Origin of the sequence: Hymenobacter sp. BT491 (genome assembly GCF_014349165.1) — a bacterium.
In the GTDB taxonomy this organism is placed as follows: Bacteria; Bacteroidota; Bacteroidia; order Cytophagales; family Hymenobacteraceae; genus Hymenobacter; species Hymenobacter jejuensis.
This window is the reverse complement of sequence record NZ_JACSJJ010000003.1, coordinates 120236-146809: the sequence shown is the minus strand read 5'-3', so window position 1 is coordinate 146809 and position 26574 is coordinate 120236. Positions and strand designations below refer to the sequence as shown.

Genomic DNA, 26574 nt, shown 5'->3' with positions numbered 1-26574 from the left:
AGGCGGCAAGAAGGGGATAAATAAAGAGAGTGATTTTAAGCACAAGATCTATTTTTGGATAATTCAGAAATATTTACATAGTTAATGGCTATTATTCTCAGTTAATTTGGTGTTACGCTTTTCCAATACAGTTTATCATCTGTATTAGAAAAGTTATAAATTATAAAAATACAATTTATGATACCAGTGCAATTTTCTATTTTGCCTCTTTTCGAAACTCATTGAGCGTTTTGCTGAGCAGGAGCAAATCGCGGTCGGAAACGCTTGGCGCAGTCAGGCTAAAGTTGATGGTGCGTACCAGCGCGTCTATTCTGGCGCGCGGCATACCTGCCTTTTGAGCAATGCGTTCGCGCAGTAGCTCATCGTTCAGATCCAGAGTGGGCTCCTGAAAACGGGTTCGGAGGTACTCCAGAAATAGGCTGATTTTCTTCTCCGCAATAAGCGCGTGGTTGCTTCCCTGTCGGTACAACGAGGCCACGGTACTCGCAAACAGCAGCGTGGTATTGGGCAGCTGCCTAAGAATCGGAATAATACGCTGACGCCGTTTGGCTTCGAAGAGCAGGAAGAGCAGAAGTCCCACACTCCCAAGATAATACGCCGCTCGCAAGGCCTCGTGCTCCAGCAGCACCCGCAGCAGAGACTGCTCTCCTGGCCGGCCTTGTTTCTGGTACTCATCCCACCAGATGGGCCGGGCCGGCAAATACGAAAGAGTAGCAAAAGCAAACCCTTCGGTATGAGGCTGCAACACGAAATAGTTGGTGAACGCGGCGGGTACCGAACTCAGGTAAAAGTTGCCGCGTCCGTGCGGAATCCGCACCAGCACGGCGCGGCCTTGCTCGTCGGTGGCGAGAAGTGTGCCGCGCGTCAGGCTGTCGAGTAGCAAGCGCGAGGTGACGTTTAAAACCGGGTAGCGGAAACGGCTACCCGCTGCGTGCGCCAGCTGCGGATTGAGCAGCCGCAACGTGACGGAGTCAGTAAGCAAATCCGCAGCTGTGCGCGCTTGGTGCTGCTTGTGCCGGCCCAAAAAGGGCGCCGTGTGAAACCCTAGTGTATCGCGGAAATGCGAGTTAAACTGTTCGGCCGCGATGAAAACGTCGTTGCCGCGGGCCACGTAACGCAGCAAGGCTCGGCTATCGGGTTTGCTTATGGTAAATGATTGATTTATAAATAGATAATTGTGCTTGGGAGTGCGTAAGGTAGTCTGCGCCGAGTCTTCGCCAAGTTGGTTATAGACGGGCAGCCGCACTTGCTGAACTCGCTGGCCAAACACCTCGGGCAGCACTTGGTACAGCACGTAAGTGCCATACGGAATCTTGTCTTTGTTGAGGTAAGTCGGCGACCAATCCAGGGGTTTGGGGCGGTAATACTCCACGGCGACGTAGCTGCCAAACAGCGCCAACAACCCCACCAGATACCAGCGAAACGTAGTCATCAGGCGGCGCGGCGGTTAGCCAGTTGAGTCAGAAAATCGAGGCGGGCAGTGCGGGTAACAGCGTAGTGCTCGGCGGTGAGGGCCAGCTCACCGTACCACACGTACTCAAACTGGCGCGTAATTTCCGTAAAAGCCAGCCGAAGTGGGGCAGAGGCCATTTCCTGCACGTAGGCTTGGTTGGTTTTGTCGGGCTGCCACTCGATCAGGTGGTGGTCAGTGAGCTGCTTGAGCACTTGCAAATAACCCAGGCGCACAGCCAGTCGGTAGTTGGCGCTGGCTTCAGCTTCGGCTAATAAGGCGTTGAAATCCAGCGCATGAATGTCTTCCGATTCGGTGTCATAAGCCAAGGCGGCGCGGCGCGGTGAGCGCCCGAAAGCGCCCGTCAGATCGACTTGAAACAGCTTCAGAATCACAAATGCGATGGCACCCAAAAACAGCGCGTAGAACACGTAACGCCAGAAACCCTGGTAGCTGCGGCTGTTCAGCCACTCCGACACTTTGTTCCAGAAACGCATCCAAAACAAGTCCCAGGCACTCATTTCACTCTTGACTTCCACGTACTGAAAATCACGCTGCCGACGGAAGTCGTGGAGGCGACCAGGTGCAGGACGGCGAAGCGTAACAGTCGCAGAGCGATCAGCGGGGAAATGCTGCGGATTTACGGAGCCATTGGGAGAAGCTCCGCGCCCCTGGGCCGCGCCAAAGCGCGGCGCTAAAACGCAGAAGGTGACAATTAACTGTGTGATTAACAGAAAATTAGCGAGCCGCAACTGAAATGTATGCCAAGGAGATTGCAAGCGAATAATCAAAAAAATTGATTAAGTATAACTATTTGATAATCAAGTAATTAATATTCGCCTTCCTCGTCCGGGCGGTAGGCGTAGTCTTCCACGACCGCCGGCTTTTGCCCAATGCTATCAACCAAAGCCCGCAAGCCGATGCCTTCTTTGCGCTCGACCAAGTTGAAGTATTGAAACATAAGGGCAACTATAGTGGGAATGTAAAGCAGACTCGCGCCGACCGTAGCAATACTCTGTGTTATCATCATTGCTATATCGGATACTGGCCAATGCATGACTTTAGCAGCTAAAACAAGGTACTGCGGGATCTGGAAGATGATGTTGAGAAAGCTCTGGATAAGCGTCATAACGAATATCAACCCTAAGGTAGACCACCATTTGCCACTGATCAAAGACAGGCAGCGCCTCAGCGTACGATCGAAGCTGCCGCCTTCCATCACCATGACCACCATAAACAAACTAAGCGGTACTGCTAAGTAAATGCCGGGCACAAACAGCAGCACAAAAGCAATACCCAAAAGAATGCTCACGCCCACCAACGACAAGAGCATCCAGGGCGCTGTGCCGCGAACTTTTTGCCAAACCATCCGCGGTGTAACCTCTTCTTGTACAGAAGATTCCATGCGAAGCAATACATACCCGTAAACCGTAGCTGCCAGCAAAACATACGTCAGGAGCAGGCCGGCCAAACCGACAAAGTAGCCTAGTCCTGTCGGAATAGCGCCGAAAGCAGAAAAATCGCGGTTGGGTTGAGTAAGAGCGCGGTTGAATACCGAAGCCTGAGCCAAGCCTAACGAAATACCAGTTACCAATGCCACCGGCAACACGATGTACACCACGGCCTTGCCCAAGGGCCGCGCATGCGCTGCCAGAAACTCAAACGTCGCGCTGATCTTCATGCCAAAATCGCGTTCCTGGCGGAAATCAGCTTCTTGGGTAAATTTTGATTGCATACGTAAGTATTTGTTAATCAAATAGTTGTTAAACAGGGCCGCCGTCGCCGAACCGGAGCCTGAGTTGACGAGGATACAGGATAAAATACCAACCAATAAAGGCTGCCGAGCCGCCGATGATGGCTACACTCAGCGCAGCAGGCATTTCGGTGTGGCGCGTCACGAAGCCTTCCAGAAAGCCCGCCAAGATGAAAATCGGTACCAAGCCAATGGCAATCTTGACGCCGTCGCGGGCACCGCGCCGGAAGGAGGCCGCGCGCGAATAAGTGCCCGGAAAAAGCAGGCTGTTGCCCATCACAAAGCCCGCGCCGCCGGCCAGCACAATGGCCGAAATCTCGAGCGTACCGTGAATCCAAATGGTGAGCAGCGAGGGCAACAACACGCCCTTCTGGTAGAAAAAGTACTGGAAGGAGCCCAGCATCACGCCGTTTTTGAACAGCATGTATGCCGTGCCCAGCGAAAACGAAACGCCCAGCGCAAACGTCATCAGGGCCACGCGCACGTTGTTGATGGTAATAAACAGGAACATTGGCGCTTCCGACATGCCTTTGTACACGGCCATAGGATCGCCTTTCTCGATGTTGTCGAGCGTGGTGTTGACGTAGTCATCGCCGAGCACCACGCGCACAAACGTGTCGTCGTAAGCTGCCGACAAAGCGCCAAGTGCCGTGAACACCAAAAACACAACCAGCGCCCACCCCAGCGTGCGGTGATGCCTGCCTACTGCCAAAGGCAATTCGTGCTGCCAAAACCGCTTAAACCGCCCCGAAGCCTCCTTTTTGTTTTTATAAATGGCCTGGTGTAGCTTGCCAGTCAGCGCGTTGAGATACTGCGTGGTCGGCGAGTTCGGATAGAAGGTTTGGGCGAAGGCCAAGTCGTCGGTCAGCTCCACGAAACGCGTAGCCAGCTCGTCGGGGCCGGCGGGGGGCTCGGTTTCAAAACGCCGCCATTTGGCCTCGTTCTGACGCAGGAAAACGGCTTCGCGCATAAGGGGGCAACACGTAAAAACGGAGTAAAAAGCGGCAGACGCAGTCTGACAAATATAAAGATTTAGCCTTCGTTCCGGGCCTTATTTGGCCTTTTGTTATGAGCACGATTCGCATTCATACCACCCAAAACGTCACGCTAGAATACGAGGTCGCCAGCCTCGGCGACCGCATCCTGGCCGCCCTGATCGACTATGGCCTGTACCTCGTGTGGTTTCTGCTGTGCGCCGTGCTCAACTCTCAATTTGGCCTGGGATTAGGCCAGGTGGGCGTGTTGTTTATGTTGCTACCGACGATGGTGTACCACTTGGCTTGCGAGGTCTTTTTCAACGGCCAAAGCCTGGGCAAGAAAGCCCGGCACATCAAAGTGATTCGGCTGGATGGCACGCGGCCCAGCTTAGGCAATTACGTGCTGCGCTGGTTGTTACGCCCCATCGAAATCCTGACGTTTGGCGGTGCCATAGCGGCGCTCACCATTTTGCTCAATGGGCGCGGCCAGCGCCTCGGCGACTTGGCCGCGGGCACGGCTGTGATTAGCCTGAAGCCTCGGCCGCAGCATGCCAGCCCCTTGTCAGCCGGCCTCACCTCTTCCGACTACATGGTGGTGTTTCCGCAGGCCGCGCAGCTCAGCGACCACGATGTGGCCGTCGTCCGGCAACTGCTGTTCAAAAGCGTGCAGCGTCAGAATTATCTGCTGCTCAACGAAGTAGCCGTCAAGGTGAAATCTGTTACCGGCATCCGCACCGACTTGCCTGATGAGGCCTTTTTACGCACCATCCTCCGCGATCACGCGCATCTGCTGATGCAGCAGGTATAGGTAGCATTTTGATCGGTACTAAAAGAGGCGCCCCACATCATACGGGGCGCCTCTTTTATTTTTGCAATTGTCTGATTGATAATATGTTACCAAGCAACGTGTTGTCCTTGCCAATTCAGGAAGCTCCCATTTTCTTCGGCGTGAAGCTGATCGGTGAGGCGGATGATGCCGCGGGCCGAGTCGGTGGGGTTAAGGGCCGCGCCGGTGCCGCCCATGTCCGTACGCATCCAGCCCGGATCGACCATAATTGAAATCAGCCCGTAATGGCCGACTTCGGCAGCCACAGTGCGCATGTACATATTCATGGCGGCTTTGCTGGCGCTGTAGTGATACTGGCTGCCCGAGGCCTTAAGCGTAAGCGAACCTAGGCCCGAGGACAAGCTCACGATGCGGCTCTTATTGCCAGCTCGTAGCAGGCCCAAAAACTCTTGGGCAACCAGCAGTGGGCCTACCGCATTGGTGCCGAATACCTGAAGGGCGTCGTCGTAACGCAGATTGCCTAAATACTGGGTGTTGGGGTCGTCGTTGAGGCCAGAACCTGGGTGCCCAGGCAGGATGCCCGCGTTATTGATCAGAATATCAAGGCCATCGGTGACGGCTTCTACGGCTTTGCGGGCCGCTTCCAGCGAAGCCGGATCGGTCACATCAAGGCCAATCACGACCAGCCGATCGGGGTATTGCTCGTGCAGGGTGTTCAAATCGATGGCTGATTCGGGCTGGCGAGTAGCGGCAAAAACCTGGTCGCCGCGCTCCAGGTATTGGCGCGTGAGTTCAAGGCCCAGGCCGCGGTTGGCACCGGTAATAAGGACGCGTTTCATAGGGTGAGTTGGGTTGAGGTAAGCTCTGGTGGTACTTCGGGTTCGCGATCGCAGTTTACGTAATTATCGCGGCCGGATGGGCAATATCAAACTTTGCTAGGTCCAAACAATGCGGCCTACACGGGCCTGTCAAGTAGCTACAGAATGCATAAAAAGTAAAGCCGACAACCCAAACGGGCGCCGGCTTTAACGCAATATGTTGATAATCAGTAAGTTGCTACTTGCGTACGCGAATCACGATGGTTTCGGAGCGCAAGTCGTGCTTGCCCTGCTCACTCTTGAGAAACGAAAAAGCCTCGTAGGGCACGCAGCGCCACATCGTGCGCTTGAAAACCGTCCGAAAATCGGGTTGCGTGCCTGCGTAAGTAACTACCCGCGTGCCGGTTATCATTTTGCCGATGGTGCGCCCAAACACGGTTTCAAAAAACAAGTAATAGACGATCAGGACCAGCACGCCGAATAAGCGGCCGAGCAGCGGGTTGTCTAGCTGGTTTAATGCGGCCTCCATGCCGGCCACCGATAGAATTATCCCGATCTGGAAGGCAAATGCGTAAATAAAAACCAAGTCGAGGAGGTAATTGGTGAAGCGACGGCCCTTGCCGGCAAGCTCCAATTGTTCGGCGGTTTCTTGAGAATCAGTAGAAGTTACTTCCATAAAGTGAAGGGACAGAAAGGGTTAAATAGTCTGTGCAACTTCTAAAATTGGCAAGAAATAACCTAGTACTTTTTCTGGTTCATTATAAATATTCTAAGGAAACAAAAAAGCCGGCTGCTCTAAAAGACAGCCGGCTTTTTACTAGAGGTGTTATACTTTACTCTACGTGGATTTTGCGCTTAGTAGAGCGAGGTGCCCGTTCTTCGCCTTGCGCCAGCAGCTCGTCGTCGCGTTCGGTTTTCTTCACCCAGCTTACCGAATACAAATCTTTCCGGCGGTCGCGAAGGTTGCGCACGGCGCCGCTGGAATTCAGATCCTTGAGCAAATCAAGGTCAAGATCCGCAATGAGCGTCATCTCGGTGTTCGGCGTAGCTTCGGCCACGATGGCATCGTGCGGGAAAGCAAAGTCTGAAGGACTAAATACCGCCGACTGCGAGTACTGAATGTCCATGTTCTCGACGCGCGGCAGGTTGCCCACCGAGCCGGTAATGGCCACGTAGCATTCGTTTTCGATGGCGCGGGCTTGGGCGCAAATGCGCACGCGCTGGTACGCGTTTTTGGTATCCGTCCAGAAGGGTACGAACAGGATTTTCATGCCCTCGTCGGAGAGCATGCGCGCCAGCTCCGGAAACTCCGAATCGTAACACACCAGAATGCCAATCTTACCAAAGTCGGTGTCGAAGCACTTGAGCTTGTCGCCGCCGCGCATGCCCCAATAGCTGGCTTCGTCGGGGGTTACGTGCAGCTTATATTGCTCATCCACAGTGCCATCGCGGCGGCAGAGGTACGAAACGTTGTAGAGCTTGCCATCTTCGTACATGGGCATGGAGCCCGCGATAACGTTGATGTTGTAGCTCACGGCCAGCTCCATGAACTTGGTCTTGATGGGTTCCGTGAACGCCGCCATTGCCCGAATGGCCACCGACGGTGATTCTTCGTTGGTGAGCGCCATGAGCGGCGCATTGAAGAATTCTGGAAACAGCACACAGTCAGCCTTATAGCCGCTTACCGTATCCACAAAAAACTCAATCTGCTGGTAGAAGTCTTCCAAGCTGCGGGTAGCGCGCATCTGCCACTGCACAATTCCGATGCGCACGTTAGACTTCTGGTTACCAATGAGTTTCTCTTCCTCTTCGTAATACACGTTGATCCATTCGAGCAGGGTGGCGAAAGCCTTCGACTCGGAGTCGTAGGGCAGGTAGCCCTTGATAATCTTGCGAACGTGAAACTCGTTACTGAGCTGGAAAGTCAGAATCGGGTCCGTGATTTCCTTGTTGCGCACCATCTCCACGTACTTGGCCGGCGTCATCTCGTTGGCATACGCCGCGTAGCCGGGAATGCGGCCGCCGGCTACCATCGCCCGCAGGTTCAGGTTTTCGCACAACTCCTTGCGCGCATCGTAGAGGCGGCGGCCCAAGCGCAGCGAGCGGTACTCGGGGTCCACGAACACATCGACGCCGTACAGCGTGTCGCCATCGGGGTTGTGGGTGTTAAACTTGCCGTTGCCCGTGATTTTGGCGTAGGTATGTTTGTCGCCGAAGTCGCTGTACTGCACGATGATAGCCAGCGCCGCAGCTACGACCACGCCGTTGTCTTCGATGCAAATCTGGCCTTCGGGAAATTTCTTGATCAGGGCGTAGTACTCATCAGAAGCCCAGGCGCCCTCCATGTTGGAGTACACCTTGTCCATGATGTCTTTCACGGCTTTGAAGTCGTTTCTTTTCAGGGTCCGCAGTACCAGCTTGTGAGCCGGAACAGCGGTGGGCGTCAGCAGCTCGCCAGGGGAGGGCATGCCGGGTAGCGCCTGCTTTTTAGCGTGGCTGCCGCCGGTTTTGCCGCTAGAATTGGTTGCCATAAGTAGGTTGGGGTTTTTACAAAGCTAACGAATGCCGCTGCCGGCCGCCGATAAATCAGCTCGGCCAGGGTGCAGCTTCGTTTGAGGGTACTCCGCTTTACGGGTTAAGGTTTAAGAAGCAATAAGCTTGGCCGCCCGGAAAGAGCTATCCTTCACGGTTTTGCTTTCCGGAATTAACGCAGTCACTTGCGGACGGGTTTGATTTGAAAACCGGTAAGAAAGGAAAGCAAAGCCCCTGTGTTCGTGGTAATAAAGAATATAACTACCAGGTGCCAACATTCGTTTCGGGAGTATTGATGAACTCCCTATCCGCCAGCCCCATGAAAGTAGTGCGTCTTCTCTTCCTGCTTAGTTTCGCTGCCGCCTTCGGCGCGTGCTCGTCCAATTCATCGTCTGACAACGCGAATTCCTCTACTGCCGGACAAACAGGAGCCTCGGAGCCGCCCAAGAATATTTCAGCGGCCTACGATTCGGCTGTCGCTGATAGCTCTACGGCCGTCGTAAATGCCGATTCGGCCAAGCGTGGCAAGGAACCAATCCCGCATAACGTACCGGCCGAGGAGTACGCTGCTCCGGCTCGTAAAACGCCCACGTCGGCCAATCCTGCTCCCGCCAATAAGTAGCAGTAACGCGCATACTGCCTAAAAAGGGCTGCCCGATAACGAGCAGCCCTTTTTTGATTGACGAAGGCAATAGCGTTGCGGTTGCTAGAGAACCATTTCGGGTACCCCTTCTTCCGGAATTACAAGGCGCCCAGCGGTGCCGGCTTTAATCTGGCCTATGGTGACGCCGGGCGCGCGCTCACGCAGCACAAAGCCGTCGGGGGTGATATCAAGCACGGCAAGTTCCGTAACGATTTTCTTGACGCAGCGAATGCCAGTTATTGGTAACGTGCAGTCAGTCAATAACTTACTTGAACCGTCGCGGGCGGTGTGCTGCATGGCCACGATGATGTTTTTGGCGGAAGCCACCAAGTCCATGGCGCCGCCCATGCCTTTTACCATCTTGCCCGGAATTTTCCAGTTGGCAATGTCGCCGCGCTCCGAAACTTCCATCGCGCCCAAAATGGTGAGGTCGACGTGCTCACCGCGAATCATGCCGAAACTATCGGCCGAGCTGAACAGCGACGAACCCGGCAGGGTCGTAACCGTCTGTTTGCCAGCATTAATCAGGTCGGGGTCAACCTCGTCTTCCGTCGGGAAGGGGCCCATGCCCAGCAAACCATTTTCCGATTGCAGTTCTACATTGATGCCCGCCGGAATGTAGTTGGCTACCAGCGTCGGAATGCCAATGCCCAAATTGACGTAGTATCCATCGCGCAACTCCTGCGCTATTCGTTTGGCAATGCCGTGTTTGTCTAACATAATGCGGGTGGGAAAGAAAGAGGGACGAGTTATTTAACCAGGACAGCTTTCGATTCGATGACCGTCTGGCGCACCAGCATCTTGTATTTGTCGGCCAAGTCGCCGTAGCTGTTGGGGTATTTCTGGGTGTAGAGGAGCGCCACGATTTTCTCCTTCGGGTCGACCCAATAGGTAGTGCCGAAGATGCCGCCCCACTCAAAGCTGCCTTCCGAAAGGCCCGACTTGGCCGCACCCTGCGGCGTGACGATGCTGAAACCCAACCCAAACTTATTCAGGCCTTGGTTCACGTCGCCAATCTGGTTTTGCGTCATCAAACGCACCGTCGCCGGTTTGAGCAAACGCCGGCCTTTGTACTGGCCTTCGTTAAGCATCATTTGCAGAAAAATGGCATAGTCGTCGATGGTGGAGGACAGGCCCGCGCCGCCCGAGAAATAGGTGCCGGCCTCCTTGGGGTAATCCGGGATCATGCCATCACGCGGCCCCATCTTGATGGTATTCTTAGCGGCATCTTGCGTGTAAAGCGTCGCCAGACGGGGCTGCTTATTGGCGGGCAGGTAGAAGTAGGTGTCGCGCATGGCCAGCGGTTCGAACAAGCGCGTGCGCAAAAACTGGTCGAGGGGCTGGCCGGAGAGCACCTCGATCAGGTAGCCCAGCACATCTACGCTCAGGCCGTACGTAAAGCGTTCGCCCGGCTGGTGCATCAGCGGCAACGGGCCCAGCGCGTTCATGCGGGTCGCCAGCTTGTCGTTTGGCGTGCCAATGCCGCTGGGAATGTGCGCCTTCGCATAAATCGCTTTTGCTTCTTTGCTGCCAATAACCGGGTAGCTGATGCCCGACGTGTGCGTGAGCAGCTGGCGAATGGTGATTTCGCTGCGGGCCGGAACAGTAGTGTAGGTAGAATCCTGCTCGTTGAATGTAGCCAGCACCTTCGGGTTGCGGAAAGCCGGCAGATACTTCGAAATAGGATCGTCGAGCTGAAACTTACCTTCATCGTAAAGCATCATCACGCCTGCGCTGGTGATGGCTTTCGTCTGAGAAGCTATGCGCACGATGGCATCGGCTTGAAGGGGCGTTTTGGCGTCTACATCGTTCAGACCGAATGCTTTACGATAAATAACGTGACCATCGCGCATGATCAGAGCAATGGCGCCGGGTACCCGATTGGCCTCGGTGTACTCGCGCAGCAGCTGGTCGATGGCAGGCAAGGAGGCCTGGGCGGAAGCCGAGGGTTTGGCCTTGACAGCGGGCCGGGTGGCGACCGGAGCCGCTGTTTGTGCGCTGGTGGTATAGCCGCTGAACAGGAGCAGCAACGCAAGAATCGTAGCCTTTCTCATAGGAATAAAAACTTAGGTTTTAGAGCCAAGCAAAGGGCTCTCTCACTTGCTATACTTGATGCTTGTCGGATGCCGATGCGCTATTTCTGCCGCACGGTGCGCTGCTCAATGCGCTTCTCGTAGTTTTTGCCTTCAAAAATGCGCTGGACGAAAATACCCGGCGTATGAATCTGGTTTGGGTCGAGCTCGCCGGCGGGCACCAGCTCTTCTACTTCCGCAACCGTAATTTTGCCCGCAGTAGCCATCATGGGGTTGAAGTTGCGGGCCGTGCCTTTGTAGATCAGGTTACCGGCTGTGTCGCCTTTCCAAGCTTTCACAAACGCATAATCGGCCCGCAGCCACGTCTCCATCAGGTACATTTTGCTGTTAAACTCGCGGCTTTCCTTGCCTTCGCCTACCTCGGTGCCGTAGCCGGCGGGCGTAAAAAAGGCCGGAATGCCAGCGCCACCGGCCCGAATGCGCTCGGCCAGCGTACCCTGCGGAATCAATTCGACTTCCAGCTCGCCGGAAAGTAGCTGGCGCTCAAACTCAGCGTTTTCGCCCACGTACGACGAAATCATCTTGCGCACCTGCCGCTTCTGGAGCAATAGTCCAATGCCAAAATCGTCGACGCCGGCATTGTTGGAAATGCAGGTCAGGTCGCGCACACCGAGGCGCAGCAGCTCCTGAATGCTGTTTTCGGGTATGCCGCACAGGCCGAAACCGCCGAGCATAAGGGTCATGCCATCGGTGATGCCTTGCAGGGCTGCCTGGGCATCGGCTACAACTTTATTGATCATGGAGAGGAAAAGTGGGTGGGAAAATCAGGAAATAGGGGCTAGTGGAAGCGGCGCATAAAGGAAGGATAAAAATTCATCCATTTTCTGAAATCCCTAAAGTCTCCCTTTGAAAATGGGTAAATCATTGATTGCCCAAATGTTACAAAAGTTCTGTGCAGTCTATTGCCTCAAACGGTTTGGGTGAAATAAGTGATTAGGTAAATAGTTGATTATAAGGCTTTTAAAAAAGGCTTGACTGAATACAGCCAAGCCTTTAATAGCTTAAGTCAAAAAGTAGCTGATGCTTGGCCTTCAGCCGCCGATTAAGTGGTTACGGGCGGCCTCAGCATCCAGAAACAATTGCGCCTTAAGCGCATCTAAGCCGGAGAATTTTTGCTCGTCGCGAAGGCGTGCAACGAACTTAACGGTGAGAAGTTGGTCGTAGAGGTCGCCATCAAAATCGAGCAGGTGGGCCTCAACCGTTTGAGCCAGATTGCCGCCTACCGTAGGCCGCACGCCGATATTGAGCATGGCCGGGTGAACAGTGCCCGCAGCGGTAGTGGCCATCACAGCGTACACGCCGCGGGCTGGCACCAACTTTAGCGGCTCTTCGCAGTGAATATTGGCCGTCGGGAAGCCGATGGTGCGGCCCAGTTGTTGGCCGCGCACGACGGTGCCGGTGAAGGTGTAATCGTAGCCGAGGTAGCGATTGGCCGTGCTGACGTCGCCATTTTCGAGGGCGCGACGAATACGGGTGCTGCTAACAGCCACGGCGTCAATATCTTCACGCGAGATTTCTTCTACTTCAAAGCCGTAGCGACCGGCATTTTGTTGCAGGTACTCAAAGCCACCTTCGCGGTTTTTGCCGAAACGATGGTCGTAGCCAATTACCAGCTTGCGCGTACCTACCATATCGACCAGCAATTGCTGAATGTACTGTTCCGAAGTCAACTCGGAGAATTCGCGCGTGAAAGGTACGATCAGGAGGTAGTCGACGCCGAAGTCAGCTAGCCTTTCAATGCGCTCCTCTAAGGTGCTAAGTAAATGTAAATCAAGGGGTTGTGGATGCGCTACGGGCGGAGCCAACACTAACCGCGGGTGGGGCCAATACGTAATGACAACCGAAGGCCCCTTGCTAAGCTGCGCTTCTTCCAGCAACCGGCTCAAGATTTTCTGGTGACCCACGTGCACGCCATCGAACGTGCCGCTGGTAACAACGGCATTGGTCAGATGCGGAAACTGCGCCGGGTCACGAACGACTTGCATCGGAAGAAGGAGTATCGGGAGAAGGAGCTACGTACGCCTGAATACGGCGCCTGGGGGGCCGACGGTTGGCGTTTTCGCGCGGCGCGCCGGATGTATTTTCCGAGCCTTCCGGCCGGGGCGGCCGCAGGGCTTCGATGGCTTCCATCGTCAGGGCATCGGCCACACGGTACTCGCCGATGCGGGTGCGGGTGAGCTGGGCAAGGTGGGCTCCACAGCCCAAAAGCTGGCCAAAATCGCGGGCGAGGCTCCGGATGTACGTCCCTTTCGAGCAAACCACGCGAAAATCCACTTCCGGCAGCGCGACGCGCGTAAGCTCGAACGTCTTGATTTCGACTTGCTTGGATTTGATTTCGGCCGAGTCGCCGCGGCGGGCTACTTCGTAAGCGCGTTCGCCGTTGATTTTCACCGCGGAATACAGCGGCGGCGTCTGCTGAATGAAGCCCACGAAGCTTTCAGCAGCCGCTTCCAGCGCTTCCAGCGTGATGTGCTCATACGGAAGCTCTTGATCTACTGGCGTTTCCAGATCGAAGGAAGGCGTGGTCTGGCCGAGGCGAAACGTGCCGGTATATTCTTTTTCCTGCGCCTGAATCTCGTCGATGCACTTGGTCATTTTGCCGGTGCACAGAATGAGCAGGCCCGTCGCTAGCGGGTCGAGGGTGCCGGCATGGCCGATTTTCTTGATGCGCAACGTGTTCTTGACCTTCCGGACAACGTCAAAGGAAGTCCAGGTAAGAGGCTTATCGAGGAGCAGGATCTCGCCCGATTCAAAATCAAACGGGCCGTGGCTCATATGAGGTGCAGGTTCACGCCCAGCGAAATCATGATCAAGATCGTGACTCCGAGGATGATACGGTAAAACCCGAAGGCGCGAAAGCCAAAGCGGGAAACAAAATTTACAAACGACTTCACAGCCAGCATCGCCACAAGAAAGGCGATCACGTTGCCAAACAGCAAAAGCTTCAAATCGCCGGGTTGCGGCCCGGTTACTTTGTATACTTTATACAATTGGTAGCCTGTGATCACGACCATGGTGGGCACAGCCAGCAAAAATGAGAAATCGGCCGCCGAACGGCGGTCGAAACCTTGGACCAAGCCACCGACGATGGTAGCGGCCGAACGCGAAACGCCGGGTACCAGCGCCAAACACTGAAACAACCCGATTTTGAAGGCTTTGCTGAGGCTCGGGGTGGTGACTTCCTTGCGCGGACCACTGAACCAATTGTCGACAAAAAGCAGCACGATGCCGCCCACAACCAGCGAAATCGAAACGACTGTCACGCTCTTCAGTAGCTCCTCGATCACGTCCTTCAGCAAAAAACCGAGGATGCCAAACGGCAAAAAAGCCACCGCCAGCTTTACGTAAAAGTCGAAGCTCTGCAAAAAGCGCCGCCAGTAAAGCGCCACCACCGACAGGATAGCGCCAAGCTGAATGGACGTGATGTAGGTTTCGGTAAAAGGTAACTGCCCGATACCGAGCAGGTTAGCCAGAATAATCATGTGTCCGGTGCTGGAAACCGGTAGGAATTCCGTCAGCCCTTCCACGATGGCCAACAGCAGCGCGTGCCAATAACTCATCTAGGGGCGTTTGTAGGTAGGGCGCGCCGGCGCTGTCACGGGAGTGGCAGTTGTGGTGGCCGTTTCGGTGCGGGTGGCGGTGTCGGTAGCGGGCTGGGGTACAGAGCCGGGCCGCGTCATGATGGCCCAAAACTCAATTCCGAAGCCGATAATCAGCAAAATTGGGCCGAGCGTAATACCCAGAAATCCTTCGCCGTAGTCGCTCGAATCGAGCGTCATGGTGATGAAGCCGGCGGCCAAAATAGCCAGTCCTACAAACATCAACTGGTAGTTGCGCCGGCCAAAGGCGAAGCGCGGAGTTTGCTTTTGTTCCATTACGGTTTTTATTCTTCTAAAAGGTTGTTACATAAATAGTTAACTATAAATTAGTTATGTAAGGTGCTTTTTCGTGTTCTAATACAGATCGTCCAGAGACATGCCCAAATACTTACGCACGGCCCGGTACGAGCTCAGAAATCCGATGCCGCAGCCCAGCACAATCATCACGAGCATCAGGCCGCCGATAAGCCGGTCGTCGCGAAGCAAGCGCAACTCATCTACTTGGAGGTAAGCGTATTGCAACAAGGCCAACAGCAGCAGCGCTGCCAGCGCGCCGCTCACGAAACCTTGCCATGTAGCCCGTCGCAGAAACGGCCGCTGGATGAAAAGCGAAGTCGCGCCGACCAACTGCATGCTGCGAATCAGGAAGCGTTGCGAGAACAACGCCAACTTGATGGTATTGTTGATCAGGACCACGACCACGAACGTGAGCACCACGGCAAACCCAAGCAGCACCAAGCTGATGCGGCGCAGGTTCTGGTTGATTTGCGTGATCAGGCTTTCTACGTATTGCACCTCAAACACGCCCGGCTCCGCGCTGATTTCCTGCCGAATGCGGGGCAAGCTTACCGAATCGGCGTATTCCGCGTTGATTTTGAGCAGATACGCGTCGCGTAGCGGGTTGTCGCCCAGAAACTGCTGAAACTCTTCGCCGGTCTGATCAACAAACTGCTTGGCGCCTTCTTCCTTCGACAGAAAACGGACTTGCGGCTGGTTGTCTTTGTAGGCGATGTAGGGCTTGTGGGCAAAATCTTGTTGCAAACGGAGCAACTGCGTTTCGGGCAGGTTACGCTCCAGATACACCTGCATTTCAATGTTCTCCTTCACTAGGTTGGAGAGTTTGTGCGCATGAATCAGCAGGAGTCCGAATAGCCCAATGATCAGCAACGCCAGCGTAATGCTGAACACCACCATGGTGTGCGGGTAGCTGCCAAGTTTTTTCTTACGGGTGGGGCGGGCTTGAGCCATGCGGGCAAAGGTACTACTGGAAATGAAGAAAGCGGAACGAAGAAAGCGGGATGCGAAGTGCGAAATCTGATTCTGGGTCTTCTGTTATAACGAAGTTCGGGGGTCGTCGTCGATGTTCAAGACTTCGCGGGCCCGCCGGGCGTTGGCGTCGCGGCGGCGCAGGTGCTTACGCGCAAACAGCTCCCGGAACGAGTCAAACTGCTCGGTGTGCACCAAGCTGATGCCCGCGCGAGCCTGGTTGGCGTAGGTAGAAGAAGGGTCGGTGGAATTGAGGTTGAAATCGCGCGGCGTGGTCTCGTAGCGCAACCGCGCCCGAAACTTGCCATCCGGCCGCAGGTAGTATTCGAGGCTCAAGTCGCCCAAAAGGGAAGCTTGGGTATTGACCGACCCGGTTGTAGCGGAGCCGGTGCTGTTGCTAAAGCCGCCTTCCCGCGTCACGCGCAGCCGTCCGTTGAGGAAGCTGTAGCTCAGCCGCACCTGCAAAGCCTGCAAATCTTCCGCCGTCAAGCCGTTGAAATTGAAGGAGATCTCCAAGTTGGGGTCGATCTGCGACGTGAGCAGGCCCAACTGCGTTGAGATGATCTGGCCCAGGCTGTTGCCAAACGCGTTGTCGCGCCCACTCAAGGACGTAATCGAAGACAACGAGCCGACTTGCGTTAATTGTTTAAATACAATCAGGCTAAATACCTGACGGTTAAGCTCTTGCTCGTCGTTGCGGATAGCCGAAAAGAACGAGGCTAAATCACCTTCGAGCGACGAAGGAATGTCGTTGAACTCCAGATTGAGCTTAATCAGCGGCAGCAGCAGCGGTCCCGTCAGGTTCATAACCGCCGTTACGGGTACCACCGACGAGTTGGTGCCTTGCGTAACCGGCGCCAACGACGTGCGTTGCGTGTAAGCGGCGGTCACGTTCATTTCGCCCTGCAGCGGGTCACCGTTCCAATTGATGGTGCCACCGGGCCGCACCACAAACTCTTTATTTACAAGGCCTTGCAGCGTGAAGTTATAAGCGCCCCGCACGATTTCCACCTGCCCGTACATGTTAAAGTCGCCGCGGGTGTCGATGTTGAGGCGCAGCTGCCCGTTTGCCGTGCCCCGGATGATGTCGCCGGTGCTTTCGTCGAGCAGAATCTCCACGTAGGCGTCGGGCGTCACTTCCAGGTTCATGTTCAGGCGAATGCCCGACAGCTCTACCTTGCCCTCGGCCGCCGTCGGGATCTGTACTGTGGTCGTGGTATCGGCAATATTGCGGTTGACAAAGCGTATATAATTGGCCTTTTGAGCCTTTGCGGCATTGTCAAGCGGCAGCGACAACCGCGTGCCAGGGTCGCTGCGGGCTGTTACGCGCACGACCAAGTTGTTGGTTGGACCGCGCACTTCGGCCGTGCCGGTCGCGTACGCCGTGCCGAAATACAGGTCGTTGTCTTTGCGAGTGGTGCTAAGCACCTGTAGCTTCCGGAATGTGCCCTTCAAATCGAGGCGCATATCGTGAAAACCCTGGTGAAATATATTGCCGTCAATGACGCCCGAATTACCCAGCGGGTCCGATAGCTTGATGTTATTCAGTGCAATACGGTCTTCGGTAAAGCGAATACGGTCGGCAAAGGAATAGGTCGTGCCCAGGTAAATAAATGTGAGCTTGCCATCCGTCACGTCAATATTGCCGACGAGGTTGGGAGCGGCCAACCGCCCCGTCAGCCGGATGGTGCCGACGGCCGTTCCGCTCATGTCGCGGAACAAGGTATTGAGCAGTGGCTCAGCCAGTTTCACGGGGGCGCTGTTTAGTACGCCGGTCAGGTTAAGTTGCTGTTGCTCTTCGCGCGGCGCGTATGTGCCGCTTACCGTCACGACGCGCTGCTTATCGCGCTCCACATCCAGGTTTACGGCCAGACGACTGTTGGTATTGTCCCAATCGCCGCGGCCTACCACGTTGCCTATCAATACGTTGCCAAATTCCAGCGAATCAACGTTGAGCGTGCTATTGATTACCAGCGGCCCGTACACTCCACTGATGGTGCCTTGTGCATTGGCACGGCCCGTGATCTGTTGGGTAGTAAGCGAGCTTAGCGTTTCCAGCTCCAGATCTTTCACGTTGAGCTTCAGGACTTTGCTGGGATTTGTAGAGATAAACCCTTGGGCACTAACGCTTTGCGCGCCATTAGAGAGCGTTAGGTTTTTGATGTCGAACTCCCGGCCCGCGCCCGAAATAATGACGGAGTTATCCGGGGCAATGGTCCAGTCGCGGCCCAGTAGGTTTACGCCCGACTGCCGCAGCACCACCTGCACCGCATTGGGCAGAAACCCAAGCGAGCCGTTGATGGCGGCCCGGTTGGTGGTGCCAGTTTGGGCAAGCGCCGTGGAAAAATTGATCTTTTCCTGATCCCACACGCCTTCCACGTAAAACTTCTCGGTTTTGCCGAGACCCGGCAGCAGTTGCCGCTCCGAAGTAATGTTGGCCTGCGCCAGTACTTCCGGTTTGTAAGGCAGCTTGGAGGTATTGAATTCAAAATCAGTATTTAACACCCGAACGCTGTCGAACCGGATGCCGTCGAAGTGCCCGCCGAGCGAGAAGATGGACGTCTGGCCGTTGCGGAACGAGCCGTCGATATGCGAGAAATCGGAAACGGTTAGCTGAGGAATGAACAGCTGCAACACGGGGTTGGCCTGTTTCAAATACAGGTTCAGGTCGATGGCGTACTCAGAGATCGGCCCTTGCCGTTTCCGCTGGTAATAGCTAGCGATGGCCGCGTCGTTGCTGGCAAAATTAAGCTCGTACTCGTGCAGCAGCGTTTGCACATCCCGAATGACGGTGGTAAAGTTGAAATTGCCGGCGGCCGTAAGGTTCAGCACCTCCGAGCGTACGGTCAGGCTGCGTTGCCCACGGGCATTCACGCTCACCACGTCGAAGGTGTCGATGGGCACCATTTTGCCGGCGTAGCCAACCTTCGAATTGCGGAGCGAGATGCGGCCCACCAAGTCATCGAGGCGCAAGCCCTGAAAACGCACGTCGGCCGTGGTGGCCACCGTGACGCTCTGCTTCGTAAGCCCAAGCGCCCGCAAATCGGCCTGTTGCACCTTGGCCCGCACGTCGAAAGCCTGGCGGCCTTTGGCCAGGTCGATACTGCCGTCGGCGTGTAGTTTGAGGTTGGGGTCGTTGACGTTGAGGTGACCGGCGAACGACTGGCGGCTGAACTTGCCGTCGGTGTGGATGTTGCGGAAGCGGTAGCCGTTGAGCCAGATACTTTGCACATCTGCTTTGGCTTGTAGCTGAGCACCTTGCGGCGTGAAGCCCACGCCCTGTACCCGGCCGTTCATGGTGATGTCGCGGATGGTGCTTTCATCGCCGAGCAATTTGCCAAGCTGGAACGCGGTGGTCTTGACCTCGCCCTCATAGGAAGAATAACGCGGATCGGTTTTGAACTTGAGGTTGACGTCCGACACCACATCGCCGAGGGCAGTGTGGAACGAGCCGTTGGCCACAAAGTCGTTGTAGAAACCCACAAACTGCCCCTGCAACCGCACCGTGCCGAGGCGCTGCACGTAAGGCCAGCCACTTTTAGGAATGTAGCGCCGAATGTCGCGGCCATCGATCACGGAGGGCTGCAAGCGCATTTCCACGAGGCTTTCCTTAAAATTAGGCAGGCCTTCGACGTGGATGTTGCCGACCACGTGCGTGTTCTGTCCGTAGCGCACGTCGAGGTTTTTGGTGGCAAAATCGCGCACATATCCTTTAGCCTGCCCCGAAATCAGGACCGTTTCGTTCCACTCCTCTACCTGCGGCGCAAACTTGGCAATGTCGTCGGAATAAACCCGGGAGGGATTCAGCCGGGCTGTTACCTTCACGGAGTCGTTAAACGACGTAAATGCTAGAAAACGCTGATAGTCAAAGCGTAAGTAATCGCTTAATTGGCTGTTCAATACGCGCAGATTCAGCCCCGAAAACTCCCAGAACTTGGGGCTGTACGTCATGTCGGCGGTAAGCTCCCGCAGGCGTGTTTGCGAAGGTGTATCCACCGCCCGCAAGCCTTGTACGAGCGCGTGAATGGTATCGCCTTTAAACCACAGCTGCGAGGCATCGGCGTAGATGCTGTCGATGCGCATGTGGGCGTAGTCCATGGCCTTGCCGTAGGTAGCGGCCCGCTTCACATTTTGCCGATCCAGCACAAACCGCCCGTTGCGCAGCCCAATGGCCGAAATCTTAAAATCGAAAGGCTTGGAAACTTTGGTGGTGTCGGAAGGCCCGATCAGCCGTTTTACGGAAGCTAGGAATTCAGAAAGGTTCGTTGAGTCAGGTGTGCCCTCGTAGGTCACCAGGTCAAAGCGGGGTTCGTCGAGCGTGAGCTTGCCTACATGGAGGTGGCTCGGGTCGAAGACCGAAAACATCTGAATATCGGCGTCGGCCCGGCCGATGTTGAAAAGCTCGTTGCCGCGCCGGTCGAGCACGCGCACGCCCTCGAGCAGCACATGCGAAAACGGCCGCACATCCACCCGCCCGATCAATACTTTGTGGCCCAGCTTCTCGGTGAGGATGCGCGCCGCCCGTTGCGCGATTTGCGTCTGCACGCTCGGCACCCGCAGGGCTATCAGCACGCCGCCCACCGCCAGCGCCAGCAACAGCACTAGAGCCAGGAGAAACTTAAGCGTGATGGATAGAAAACGAGGCACGAGGAGTTTATATAAAAAGCGGCTACTCTACGAAGATGCTGCTTTTTGCTCAACCGCTGCCTGAAACCGGCAACAGAAAAGCAACTGCACAGCAAACGCAGACGGACAGGGCACGGTTGGGATAAAAATACTCACCAGCAGATCAGACAACCCGACTGGACAGAGGTTTACTATTTTAACGACCTTTGTCTTGGTTTCTGGTGCCACAAGCCTAAAAAATACCGAGTAGCACCGATCAGTGATTTCCTCTACTTATATATGCATACTCCTGTCATTCTGGCAATTGAGTCTTCGTGCGATGATACGTCGGCGGCGGTGATGGCCGGCGGCGAAATTCTGGCCAACGTAGTAGCTACCCAGCAAGTGCACGAACAATACGGTGGGGTAGTGCCGGAGTTGGCCTCGCGGGCTCACCAGCAGCACCTTATCCCGGTAGTGCAGGAAGCGCTTCGCCGGGCGAAGGTACAGAAATCCGACCTCGACGCTATTGCTTTTACGCAAGGGCCGGGCCTATTGGGCTCGTTGTTGGTGGGCGGCATGTTTGCCAAAACGTTCGCTTTGGCGTTGGGTAAGCCCCTGATTGCGGTCAATCACATGCGAGCGCATATTCTGGCCCATTTCATTCGCGACCCCAAGCCTGCGTTTCCGTTTCTGTGCCTGACGGTGAGCGGCGGCCACACCCAACTCGTTATCGTGCGCAGTGCCTTGGACATGCAGATCATCGGCCAAACCATCGACGACGCTGCCGGCGAAGCCTTCGACAAAACCGCCAAGCTGCTCGGCTTGCCGTATCCCGGCGGTCCGCACCTCGACCGGCAGGCACGCCAAGGCAACCCGACGCGGTTTCCGTTTCCGGTGGGTGCGATGCCAGGCTACGATTTTTCCTTTAGCGGCCTAAAAACCTCGGTGCTGTATTTCTTGCGCCAGCAAAGTGCTGCTGATCAAGATTTTATCAAGAATAACCTGGCGGATTTGTGTGCCAGTATTCAATACACGATCATCCAAACGTTGCTGCGCCAGCTCCAGCGCGCCGCCGCTGATCATGGCCTGACGCAGGTTGCTTTGGCCGGCGGAGTAGCGGCTAATTCGGGTTTGCGCGAGGCGTTACAAAATCTGGCGGCAGAAAAAGGCTGGCAGGTATTCATTCCTGACTTCGAATTTTGCACCGATAATGCGGCTATGGTCGCCATGGCCGGCCATTTTCAGTACGAAGTCGGCGATTTTGCCACGCAGTTCGTAAGCCCAGATCCGCGCCTGAAACTGACGTAGCTTTCCCTTTCGATGAAGAACCCTTTCCAGTCCGGCGCCGTCAAAACGTATACGCACGTAGTAACGCCGGCTGATTTTGCCGTGCTCGACGGCCGCACGATCCATGAGCTATACAGCACCTTTGCGCTGGGCCGCGACATGGAGTGGACGAGCCGGCAATTCGTGGAGGAAATGCTGGAAGCCGGGGAGGCGGGCATCGGCACAATGGTGCACATCGACCACATAGCCCCCGCTTTTGAAGGCGAAACCGTCGCGTTTTGCGCTACTTTCGAGGCGTTGGAAGGCCGGGAGCTTACCTGCACGCTGGAAGCGCGCGTCGGCCCGCGACTCGTTGCTACGGGTCGTACGGGCCAGCGCATTACTTCGGAAGAAAAGCTGACTGGCCGTTTTGCCGCGCTTCGTAGTGTTGATGTGCCTGTTGATAAATAATTGATTAGTAAGTAGTTATAGCAATGTCTAAAGAAAAAGATTCTACGCCTAAACGCGTCAACATCGTCAACCGCCGAGCTAGCCACGAATATTCTTTTCTGGCGAAGTACGATGCGGGCATGATGCTGCAAGGCACGGAAATAAAAAGCATCCGCGATGGCAACGTGAACATGCAGGACGGCTTCTGCACGTTTCACCCCGACGGTAGCCTGTGGGTGCACAATCTCAGCATCGCGCAATACACGCAAGGCACTTACAACAACCACGAGCCCAAGCGCGAGCGCAAGCTCTTGCTCAACAAGAAAGAGCTGCGTCAGTTGGAGGGCAAAATGCAGGAGCAGGGCGTGACCATCGTACCCATTCGTATGTTTGTGAACGACAGGGGCTTTGCTAAACTGGAAATCGCGTTGGCGAAAGGCAAGAAGCTCTACGACAAGCGCGAAGACATCAAGGCCAAAGACCAGAAGCGCGAAATGGACCGCGCCCGGGAATATTAGAGCCAGCAGCTACGCTTCCGCAACGAAGAAATCCCCAACTTTGCTCCTTCTTTTTCCTCTACTCTAGTACTTCCTTTGGAACACGGAATCTGCGCGTTGAGCGTCGTGCCGGTGCGCGCCGAGCCTACGGACAAGGCCGAAATTGTTACCCAACTCATTTTTGGCGATTGCTACACCATTTTGCTTACGCAGGGCAACTGGCGCCAAGTCTGCATTGCGGCCGATCAGTACATCGGCTGGATTGACTTCAAACAGCATTTGCCCGTTACGGCCGACTATTTCGCGGCGTGGCAAGCCCAGGACCACCCGCGCACGCTGGATATTGTGCAGATGGTGAGCGACACCGCTACGCGCATCCCGGTTTCGTTGGGCAGCCGCTTGCCTTTTTTCGATGGGATGACGTTGCGGTTGGGCGAGCAGCAATTGTTTTACAACGGCGCAGCCACCAACCCCACCAACGGGTCGGCGGAGCGCCGCGCGGCGTTGCTCGTGAAAATGGGGCAAATGTTTCTGAAATCGCCGTACCTGTGGGGCGGCAAAACGCTGTTTGGCATCGACTGCTCGGGCTTGATGCAGCAACTCTACGGCCTGATCGGGGTGCAGCTCCCACGCGATGCCCGCCAGCAGATTGACCACGGCCGGCCGGTGCATTTTGTGTCGCAGACGCAACCCGGCGATCTGGCCTTTTTCGACAATGCCGAGGGCAACATCGTGCACGTGGGCATGCTGATCGAAGACCAGCAGATTCTGCATGCCAGCGGTGAGGTCCGCATCGACCCGCTCGACCACAACGGCATCTTCAACCGCAGCCGCCAGAAATACTCCCACAAACTGCGCCTGATCAAGCGAATTTTGCCCGATTAACCGGCCTGTACGCCGCGCCAAAAACGCTGCTGACGAAAGGAAACTTAACGTCTCAGGTGTTGTTAATGCGCTTAGAATCATCTAGCTTTCGCTGTACCCGATGATTCGAACCACGAGCGTATGGACCAAAAAGTTCTTGTATTGAACGGCGACTACACCGCGATTACGCTGTGCAGTGTGCAAAAGGCCTTCGTGCTGCTTTTTCTCGACAAAGCCGAGATGATAGCCAAGTCCGATCATGGTGCGCTACGCACCATCAGCCATTCCTATCCTAAACCCAGTATTATCCGGTTGCAGCGCTACGTGCGCGTGCCGTACAAGGGCATTGCCCTGAGCCGGCATAACGTGATGAAGCGCGATCATTTTGAGTGCCAATACTGCGGTTCTACCAAAAACCTGACCCTCGATCATGTGTTGCCGCGCTCGCGCGGTGGGGAGTCGTCGTGGAGCAATCTGCTGACGGCCTGTGCCCGTTGCAACCACGCTAAAGGCCATCGCACGCCCGAAGAAGCCGGGTTGGTCATTCGGCAAAAGCCAAAAAAACCAACCTTAGCAGGTTTTCTTAGGCTTAGTGCAGGCAGTATCGACCAGAATTGGCACGCATATCTGAATTGACTTGAAACCGGCATCTCGTGGCAGCCGGTTTTTTTGTGTCGAAACGCAAAACTGGCCGCCATTACAACGCAAGAGGCCTGGCAAAATGCATTGCCAGGCCTTCTGTTGTAATACATTGACTATCAATTGATTATAAACCAGCTTGTGTGCTCGCTTTTCCAGCGAAGGCCAGCAAATCCTGCGACAAGCGGTCTTTGTCGGTGAAGAACAAGCCGTGCGGAGCGCCGCTGTACACAAGGTATTGTGCATGAGGCAGATGCTTGGCCGTTTGAGCACCGCTGGCTTCAATGGGCACTGTTTGGTCGGCGTCGCCGTGCACGATGAGCGTAGGCACTTTGATCGTCGCCAGATCCTGACGGAAATCGGTGGTAGCAAACGAAACGGCGCAGTCGTAAGTGGCTTTGGGCGAAGCCAAAGACGTCACCGTCTGCGACCAGTCCAGCACCGCTTGGCTCACGGGGTGGCTGATCATGCTCACGTTGAAAAACTGCTTGCCGAAACCGGACAAAAAGTCAAACCGGTCTTTCTGGATACCGGCCAGCATCTCATCGAACACTGACTTATCGACGCCGGTTGGGTTGTCGGCAGTTTTTAGCAAATAAGGCGGCACTGCGCTGATAAAGGCCACTTTCGAGACGCGCGCTCCGCCGTGGCGGCTCATGTAGCGGGCCACCTCACCGCCACCCATCGAAAACCCAACCAAGGTCACGTTTTGCAAATCCAACGTGTCGAGCACGGCCTTCAAATCGTCGGCCAGCGTGTCGTAATCGTAGCTTTCCCAAGGCCGCGACGACTTGCCAAAGCCGCGGCGGTCGTAGGCAACTACGCGCAAACCGTGTTTGGGCAGTTCCATCATTTGATGTTCCCACATGGTATGGTCGAGGGGCCAGCCGTGTATCAGCACGACCGGTGCACCTTGGCCCCAGTCTTCATAAAAAAGGTTGATAGCGTTGCCGTTAGCATCTTGCCCAGCTTTGATGTAGCTCATAATCAGCGGATAAATGTGAAGAAAAACAATGTTGCTACATACGCCGGGCAAGCCCAGAAAGATTGTGCTCAGCCGTGCAAGCCAAGATGTTGCACATAAGGGCCTTGCAGTGCGCAAGGGACTCATAGTCAGCCTGCCTGCGCAACCGATGACGGGCTGTTTTGTAATTTTCCTGGGCCGTCTGGTTACTGACGAGCAACTGATTTGAATTAACTCACATCCGTTGAGGTTGTAGCCCCGTACCTTTGTGGGTATCCCATTTTACGGTTGTTCATGTCAGTTCCCAAATTTGCTGCTTCCCGCTCGTTCCATACGGAGCTAAAACGCAGAATCAACGACTACTTCGAAGAAGTAGGCAAATCCACCACCGGTACTTCCAGTCTCTTTGTTAAGGCCGTGGTGCTGTTAGTCGCATTTGTATTTTTATATGTCCACCTGGTATTTTTCACGCCGCCCGTATTGTTGGCTGTGCTTGAATGTATGCTGATGGGCGGCGTAGGGGCAGCGATTGGCTTCAATGTGATGCACGACGGAGCGCACGGCAGCTTCAGCAAATCGAAGTTTGTCAACAGCTTCGCGGCCTTCACGCTCAACGTAATGGGCGGCAACAGCTTCATGTGGAACATGAAGCACAACCTTATTCACCACATGTACACCAACGTCGATGGCGTCGACGACGACATCGATGTGCAGCCTTGGATGCGCATGAGCTCCACGCAGCCGCGCCACAAGCTGCACCGTTTCCAGCACCTCTATTTCTGGTTTCTGTACAGTCTGCTCTACATCGCTTGGATCTTTGTGATGGATTACCAGAAGTATTTCAAAGGCAAAATCGGCTCAATGCCCATCAAGAAGATGTCGTTCAGCGATCAGTCGGTGTTCTGGGGCTTCAAGGTGTTGCACTTGCTGCTGTTCATCGTACTGCCGATTTATATGCTAGGCTTTGTAAGCTGGATGGTCGGCTTTCTGGCGTTTGGCAGCGTGGCTGGCTTTACCCTGAGTCTGGTTTTCCAGTTGGCGCACACCGTAGAGCATGCGGCTTTCCCAATGCCCCACGAAATCACGAATAAGCTAGAAGACGAGTGGGCCATCCACCAGATCAAAACCACCGCTAACTTCGCTACCCATAATAAAGTGATTAGCTGGCTGGTAGGCGGTCTGAACTTCCAGGTTGAGCACCATTTGTTTCCGAAGATCTCGCACGTACACTATCCTGCTATCAGCAAGATTGTCAAGCAGATGTGTGAGGAGTTCAACATTGAGTACCACGAGTACCCGAAGATGCGCTACGCAGTGGCGTCGCACGTATCATTCCTGCGCCAGATGGGTCGGGCGTAACTTGAGCCA

The 26574-nt window shown here is 55.1% G+C and carries 25 protein-coding genes; 8 read left to right on the top strand and 17 right to left on the bottom strand.

Going from position 1 to position 26574, the window contains the following annotated elements:
• Nucleotides 1-196: 196 nt before the first annotated feature.
• The 4 genes from H9I52_RS12170 to H9I52_RS12155 are packed head-to-tail and all read right to left on the bottom strand — an operon-like array spanning nt 197 to nt 4173.
• Entirely contained in the window at nt 197-1432 is a 1236-nt protein-coding gene (locus tag H9I52_RS12170; protein ID WP_187454113.1) for a DUF4350 domain-containing protein, read from the bottom strand.
• Nucleotides 1432-2241, bottom strand: a complete 810-nt coding sequence (locus H9I52_RS12165; RefSeq protein WP_187454112.1) for a DUF4129 domain-containing protein — start codon at nt 2239-2241, stop codon at nt 1432-1434. The genes H9I52_RS12170 and H9I52_RS12165 overlap by 1 nt, the downstream gene beginning before the upstream one ends.
• A 38-nt stretch (nt 2242-2279) precedes the next feature.
• Nucleotides 2280-3185, bottom strand: coding sequence for a hypothetical protein (locus H9I52_RS12160; RefSeq protein ID WP_187454111.1), 906 nt, complete (start codon nt 3183-3185; stop codon nt 2280-2282).
• 28 nt (nt 3186-3213) lie between these two features.
• On the bottom strand, nt 3214-4173 hold the full coding sequence (locus tag H9I52_RS12155) for a stage II sporulation protein M (RefSeq protein WP_187454110.1): 960 nt from the start codon (nt 4171-4173) through the stop codon (nt 3214-3216).
• A gap of 98 nt (nt 4174-4271) precedes the next feature.
• Between H9I52_RS12155 and H9I52_RS12150 the strand changes: the two genes are divergently transcribed.
• Nucleotides 4272-4988 carry an RDD family protein gene (locus tag H9I52_RS12150; RefSeq protein WP_187454109.1) on the top strand — a complete coding sequence of 239 codons (717 nt, stop codon included), beginning with the start codon at nt 4272-4274 and terminating at the stop codon, nt 4986-4988.
• Between the two features lie 86 nt (nt 4989-5074).
• Here H9I52_RS12150 and H9I52_RS12145 read toward each other — a convergent pair whose 3' ends face one another.
• From H9I52_RS12145 to H9I52_RS12135, 3 genes are all read right to left on the bottom strand, one after another.
• The gene (locus H9I52_RS12145; protein ID WP_139516313.1) at nt 5075-5806 is read right to left on the bottom strand and encodes an SDR family oxidoreductase; all 732 of its coding nucleotides are present in this window, start codon (nt 5804-5806) and stop codon (nt 5075-5077) included.
• A gap of 217 nt (nt 5807-6023) precedes the next feature.
• Nucleotides 6024-6461 carry an RDD family protein gene (locus H9I52_RS12140; RefSeq protein ID WP_187454108.1) on the bottom strand — a complete coding sequence of 146 codons (438 nt, stop codon included), beginning with the start codon at nt 6459-6461 and terminating at the stop codon, nt 6024-6026.
• A 157-nt stretch (nt 6462-6618) separates the two neighbouring features.
• Nucleotides 6619-8253: a bifunctional GNAT family N-acetyltransferase/carbon-nitrogen hydrolase family protein gene (locus H9I52_RS12135; protein WP_139517821.1), complete on the bottom strand. Its 1635-nt coding sequence runs from the start codon at nt 8251-8253 to the stop codon at nt 6619-6621.
• Nucleotides 8254-8612: 359 nt separating this feature from the next.
• Between H9I52_RS12135 and H9I52_RS12130 the strand changes: the two genes are divergently transcribed.
• Nucleotides 8613-8939: a hypothetical protein gene (locus H9I52_RS12130; RefSeq protein ID WP_187454107.1), complete on the top strand. Its 327-nt coding sequence runs from the start codon at nt 8613-8615 to the stop codon at nt 8937-8939.
• Between the two features lie 84 nt (nt 8940-9023).
• On the opposite strand, the gene H9I52_RS12125 is transcribed toward H9I52_RS12130, so the two are convergent.
• From H9I52_RS12125 to H9I52_RS23250, 9 genes are all read right to left on the bottom strand, one after another.
• On the bottom strand, nt 9024-9680 hold the full coding sequence (locus tag H9I52_RS12125; RefSeq protein WP_187454106.1) for a 3-oxoacid CoA-transferase subunit B: 657 nt from the start codon (nt 9678-9680) through the stop codon (nt 9024-9026).
• A 29-nt stretch (nt 9681-9709) separates the two neighbouring features.
• Entirely contained in the window at nt 9710-11014 is a 1305-nt protein-coding gene (locus H9I52_RS12120) for a serine hydrolase domain-containing protein (RefSeq protein WP_187454105.1), read from the bottom strand.
• 80 nt (nt 11015-11094) lie between these two features.
• Nucleotides 11095-11793, bottom strand: coding sequence for a CoA transferase subunit A (locus H9I52_RS12115; RefSeq protein ID WP_187454104.1), 699 nt, complete (start codon nt 11791-11793; stop codon nt 11095-11097).
• Between the two features lie 291 nt (nt 11794-12084).
• Entirely contained in the window at nt 12085-13038 is a 954-nt protein-coding gene (locus H9I52_RS12110) for a bifunctional riboflavin kinase/FAD synthetase (RefSeq protein WP_187454103.1), read from the bottom strand.
• Nucleotides 13022-13828, bottom strand: coding sequence for a tRNA pseudouridine(55) synthase TruB (gene truB / locus H9I52_RS12105; protein WP_187454102.1), 807 nt, complete (start codon nt 13826-13828; stop codon nt 13022-13024). Before truB ends, H9I52_RS12110 begins: the two co-directional genes overlap by 17 nt.
• Nucleotides 13825-14613, bottom strand: a complete 789-nt coding sequence (locus H9I52_RS12100) for an undecaprenyl-diphosphate phosphatase (RefSeq protein WP_187454101.1) — start codon at nt 14611-14613, stop codon at nt 13825-13827. Before H9I52_RS12100 ends, truB begins: the two co-directional genes overlap by 4 nt.
• A complete protein-coding gene (locus H9I52_RS12095) occupies nt 14614-14928 on the bottom strand; it encodes a DUF3098 domain-containing protein (protein ID WP_139516322.1) in 315 nt (104 codons plus the stop codon).
• Between the two features lie 78 nt (nt 14929-15006).
• Nucleotides 15007-15900, bottom strand: a complete 894-nt coding sequence (locus tag H9I52_RS12090; RefSeq protein WP_139516323.1) for a cell division protein FtsX — start codon at nt 15898-15900, stop codon at nt 15007-15009.
• 84 nt (nt 15901-15984) lie between these two features.
• A complete protein-coding gene (locus H9I52_RS23250; protein WP_187454100.1) occupies nt 15985-20565 on the bottom strand; it encodes a translocation/assembly module TamB domain-containing protein in 4581 nt (1526 codons plus the stop codon).
• Nucleotides 20566-20823: 258 nt separating this feature from the next.
• Between H9I52_RS23250 and tsaD the strand changes: the two genes are divergently transcribed.
• The 5 genes from tsaD to H9I52_RS12060 all read left to right on the top strand — a co-directional run bounded on the left by tsaD (nt 20824) and on the right by H9I52_RS12060 (nt 24239).
• A complete protein-coding gene (gene tsaD / locus H9I52_RS12080) occupies nt 20824-21834 on the top strand; it encodes a tRNA (adenosine(37)-N6)-threonylcarbamoyltransferase complex transferase subunit TsaD (RefSeq protein WP_187454099.1) in 1011 nt (336 codons plus the stop codon).
• Between the two features lie 12 nt (nt 21835-21846).
• Nucleotides 21847-22263 (top strand): thioesterase family protein, encoded by a 417-nt coding sequence (locus tag H9I52_RS12075; RefSeq protein WP_187454098.1) that lies wholly within the window; start codon nt 21847-21849, stop codon nt 22261-22263.
• Between the two features lie 23 nt (nt 22264-22286).
• Nucleotides 22287-22760, top strand: coding sequence for an SsrA-binding protein SmpB (gene smpB / locus H9I52_RS12070; RefSeq protein ID WP_187454097.1), 474 nt, complete (start codon nt 22287-22289; stop codon nt 22758-22760).
• A gap of 75 nt (nt 22761-22835) precedes the next feature.
• On the top strand, nt 22836-23624 hold the full coding sequence (locus H9I52_RS12065) for a C40 family peptidase (protein WP_262386055.1): 789 nt from the start codon (nt 22836-22838) through the stop codon (nt 23622-23624).
• 120 nt (nt 23625-23744) lie between these two features.
• Nucleotides 23745-24239 (top strand): HNH endonuclease, encoded by a 495-nt coding sequence (locus H9I52_RS12060; RefSeq protein ID WP_139516328.1) that lies wholly within the window; start codon nt 23745-23747, stop codon nt 24237-24239.
• A 130-nt stretch (nt 24240-24369) separates the two neighbouring features.
• Here H9I52_RS12060 and H9I52_RS12055 read toward each other — a convergent pair whose 3' ends face one another.
• Nucleotides 24370-25227, bottom strand: coding sequence for an alpha/beta fold hydrolase (locus tag H9I52_RS12055; RefSeq protein ID WP_187454096.1), 858 nt, complete (start codon nt 25225-25227; stop codon nt 24370-24372).
• A gap of 273 nt (nt 25228-25500) precedes the next feature.
• Between H9I52_RS12055 and H9I52_RS12050 the strand changes: the two genes are divergently transcribed.
• Nucleotides 25501-26565 carry a fatty acid desaturase family protein gene (locus H9I52_RS12050; RefSeq protein ID WP_187454095.1) on the top strand — a complete coding sequence of 355 codons (1065 nt, stop codon included), beginning with the start codon at nt 25501-25503 and terminating at the stop codon, nt 26563-26565.
• Nucleotides 26566-26574 lie beyond the last annotated feature (9 nt).

Bases quoted from the DNA above. Each gene is read 5' to 3' on its own strand.
- H9I52_RS12170 (WP_187454113.1), bottom strand. From the start codon at position 1,432: ATGACTACGTTTCGCTGGTATCTGGTGGGGTTGTTGGCGCTGTTTGGC.
- H9I52_RS12160 (WP_187454111.1), bottom strand. From the start codon at position 3,185: ATGCAATCAAAATTTACCCAAGAAGCTGATTTCCGCCAGGAACGCGAT.
- H9I52_RS12155 (WP_187454110.1), bottom strand. From the start codon at position 4,173: ATGCGCGAAGCCGTTTTCCTGCGTCAGAACGAGGCCAAATGGCGGCGT.
- H9I52_RS12150 (WP_187454109.1), top strand. From the start codon at position 4,272: ATGAGCACGATTCGCATTCATACCACCCAAAACGTCACGCTAGAATAC.
- H9I52_RS12145 (WP_139516313.1), bottom strand. From the start codon at position 5,806: ATGAAACGCGTCCTTATTACCGGTGCCAACCGCGGCCTGGGCCTTGAA.
- H9I52_RS12140 (WP_187454108.1), bottom strand. From the start codon at position 6,461: ATGGAAGTAACTTCTACTGATTCTCAAGAAACCGCCGAACAATTGGAG.
- H9I52_RS12135 (WP_139517821.1), bottom strand. From the start codon at position 8,253: ATGCCCTCCCCTGGCGAGCTGCTGACGCCCACCGCTGTTCCGGCTCAC.
- H9I52_RS12130 (WP_187454107.1), top strand. From the start codon at position 8,613: ATGAACTCCCTATCCGCCAGCCCCATGAAAGTAGTGCGTCTTCTCTTC.
- H9I52_RS12125 (WP_187454106.1), bottom strand. From the start codon at position 9,680: ATGTTAGACAAACACGGCATTGCCAAACGAATAGCGCAGGAGTTGCGC.
- H9I52_RS12120 (WP_187454105.1), bottom strand. From the start codon at position 11,014: ATGAGAAAGGCTACGATTCTTGCGTTGCTGCTCCTGTTCAGCGGCTAT.
- H9I52_RS12115 (WP_187454104.1), bottom strand. From the start codon at position 11,793: ATGATCAATAAAGTTGTAGCCGATGCCCAGGCAGCCCTGCAAGGCATC.
- H9I52_RS12110 (WP_187454103.1), bottom strand. From the start codon at position 13,038: ATGCAAGTCGTTCGTGACCCGGCGCAGTTTCCGCATCTGACCAATGCC.
- truB (WP_187454102.1), bottom strand. From the start codon at position 13,828: ATGAGCCACGGCCCGTTTGATTTTGAATCGGGCGAGATCCTGCTCCTC.
- H9I52_RS12100 (WP_187454101.1), bottom strand. From the start codon at position 14,613: ATGAGTTATTGGCACGCGCTGCTGTTGGCCATCGTGGAAGGGCTGACG.
- H9I52_RS12095 (WP_139516322.1), bottom strand. From the start codon at position 14,928: ATGGAACAAAAGCAAACTCCGCGCTTCGCCTTTGGCCGGCGCAACTAC.
- H9I52_RS12090 (WP_139516323.1), bottom strand. From the start codon at position 15,900: ATGGCTCAAGCCCGCCCCACCCGTAAGAAAAAACTTGGCAGCTACCCG.
- tsaD (WP_187454099.1), top strand. From the start codon at position 20,824: ATGCATACTCCTGTCATTCTGGCAATTGAGTCTTCGTGCGATGATACG.
- H9I52_RS12075 (WP_187454098.1), top strand. From the start codon at position 21,847: ATGAAGAACCCTTTCCAGTCCGGCGCCGTCAAAACGTATACGCACGTA.
- smpB (WP_187454097.1), top strand. From the start codon at position 22,287: ATGTCTAAAGAAAAAGATTCTACGCCTAAACGCGTCAACATCGTCAAC.
- H9I52_RS12060 (WP_139516328.1), top strand. From the start codon at position 23,745: ATGGACCAAAAAGTTCTTGTATTGAACGGCGACTACACCGCGATTACG.
- H9I52_RS12055 (WP_187454096.1), bottom strand. From the start codon at position 25,227: ATGAGCTACATCAAAGCTGGGCAAGATGCTAACGGCAACGCTATCAAC.
- H9I52_RS12050 (WP_187454095.1), top strand. From the start codon at position 25,501: ATGTCAGTTCCCAAATTTGCTGCTTCCCGCTCGTTCCATACGGAGCTA.